The following is a 2,121-nucleotide window of genomic DNA, read 5'->3' on the forward strand; positions in this document are numbered from 1 at the left end:
GATGGTAGTGTGGGGTCTCCCCATGCGAGAGTAGGTCATTTCCAGGCGCCTAATTTACTCGAAAGAGTAGTGATAAGCCCGTTACTAACGTAACGGGCTTTTTTACGTCTATAATTTGTGGTCAAATTGGTCGAATCAGTCGAGCGAGGCCTGATAAAATAAGCTGGATTTTTACGTAAGCAATTAGCACTGTATCAGTTAATTTCGACTGATGTATCTCAGAGTATGTAGCGCCACTAATCGATACAACGTTTTAGATTGTGATCTTTTTTAGCGGTAATCATGCTAATTTCTTAGTGGTTCCCTGCTACAATAACAATACATTTTTGAATTTGATGTCTTTTTGTCTATGCCTACTTCACTTGCTTTATTAAACACATTTGGCCTTAATCAGTATTGCGACTCTTTAGTTGAAGTGACTAGTAAAGAGGAGTTAATCAATACATGTCTTATGTTGTATCAGCAGCAGCAGAGTATGTTTATCCTGGGTGGAGGCAGTAACGTCGTTTTTACAGATGATTTTGAGGGAACCGTAGTTAAAGTTAGCACAAAGGGAATTGTTGTTAACGAAGATGCTGGTTTTTATTATCTCACTGTTCAAGCTGGTGAAAGCTGGCATCAATTGGTTGAATATTGTTTAGCTAAAGATATTTATGGTTTAGAAAATATGGCACTGATCCCTGGAACTGTAGGCGCAGCACCAATACAAAATATAGGTGCCTATGGTGTTGAGTTTAATCGTTTCTGCCACAATATTGAATTTTTACAACTCGATACTGGTAACTTGGTAAATTTTGATAACCAACAGTGTCACTTTGGCTATCGCGAATCCATTTTTAAACAGGTACTTAAGAACTTAGTCGTTATCACAGAGGTGACTCTAAAATTGGCAAAGCACTGGGTGCCCGAGATAAATTATGGACCGCTTCAACACTTCAACTTACTAGACGTTACAGCGCAACAAATTTTCGATTGTGTTTGTATGGTTCGTCGATCTAAGCTGCCTGATCCTAAAATATTTGGTAATGTAGGAAGTTTCTTCAAAAACCCAGTAGTATCAACGCAAGAATATGATTTACTTAAAAGTCGATATTGCGAATTAGTCGGTTACCCGCAAGCTGACAATCATTATAAACTTGCTGCAGGTTGGCTAATAGAGAATGCAGGTTTGAAGGGCTTTAATATAGGTGGTGCGGCCGTTCATCAAGATCAAGCTTTGGTGTTAGTAAATTTAGGCCATGCAACTGGCAACCATGTATGCCAATTAGCAAAATACATTATACAAATAGTATTTGAAAAATTTGCAGTTATATTACAACCCGAGCCTAGGGTGATAGGCTCTGTTGGGGAGATCGAAATAAAATGAATGAGCATTGGTCTCGTAAGCGCCAGATATTAGCGTGTTTACATCATGAACGTTTTGTTTCAGGTGAGGTAATTGCTCAATCTTTATCGCTTACTCGAGCGGCAATTAATCAACATATAGATGCTTTGAAAGATTATGGTATCGAGATTTATAGTGTTAAAGGTAGAGGCTATAAATTAGCAAATCCAGTTTCTCTGGTAAATGAGTCGTTTCTTGTTAATGGAATTGATGGCCGGTGTTTTTATTTTGATGAAACGACAAGTACTAATGCTTTTATGCTTGGGCACGCCGCAGAATTGAAATCTGGTGATATTTGTGTTGCTGAATATCAATCAGCTGGTCGAGGTCGAAGAGGGCGGCAATGGTTGTCTCCTTATGGCCACCATATTTATACTTCTATGTTCTGGCGTTTAAATACTGATATTAGTCATGCCAGTGGGCTAAGTTTAGTTGTTGGTTGTTCCATCGTTAAATCGTTATCAGAATTTGGTGTTGAAGGATTAGGATTGAAATGGCCAAATGATATCTATCTTGATCATAAGAAACTAGCTGGCATCCTCGTAGAGATCTCAAATACTTCAAATCAACAAGCGGAATTAGTCATTGGTATAGGTATTAATATGAGTATGTCTGTTGAACAGGGTGAGCTCATCGACCAACCATGGAGCGATCTGTCTAGTTTGATAAATATGCCGGATAAAACGGAGCTGTTAATTAAACTTCACAAAACCCTTAAGGCAGATTTACAGTTGTTT

2 protein-coding genes are annotated in these 2,121 nt (G+C 38.3%); both read left to right on the forward strand.

From position 1 onward, the window contains the following. The first annotated feature begins 343 nt into the window (after window positions 1–343). Window positions 344–1,366 carry a UDP-N-acetylmuramate dehydrogenase gene (gene murB / locus H5202_RS21125; RefSeq protein WP_182773787.1) on the forward strand — a complete coding sequence of 341 codons (1,023 nt, stop codon included), beginning with the start codon at window positions 344–346 and terminating at the stop codon, window positions 1,364–1,366. Beyond that, a partial coding sequence (locus tag H5202_RS21130; protein ID WP_182773788.1) for a biotin--[acetyl-CoA-carboxylase] ligase occupies window positions 1,363–2,121 on the forward strand: 759 nt, incomplete at its 3' end. The genes murB and H5202_RS21130, both read left to right, overlap by 4 nt.

It is taken from the genome of Shewanella sp. SG41-4 (assembly GCF_014164505.1).
In the GTDB taxonomy this organism is placed as follows: Bacteria; Pseudomonadota; Gammaproteobacteria; order Enterobacterales; family Shewanellaceae; genus Shewanella.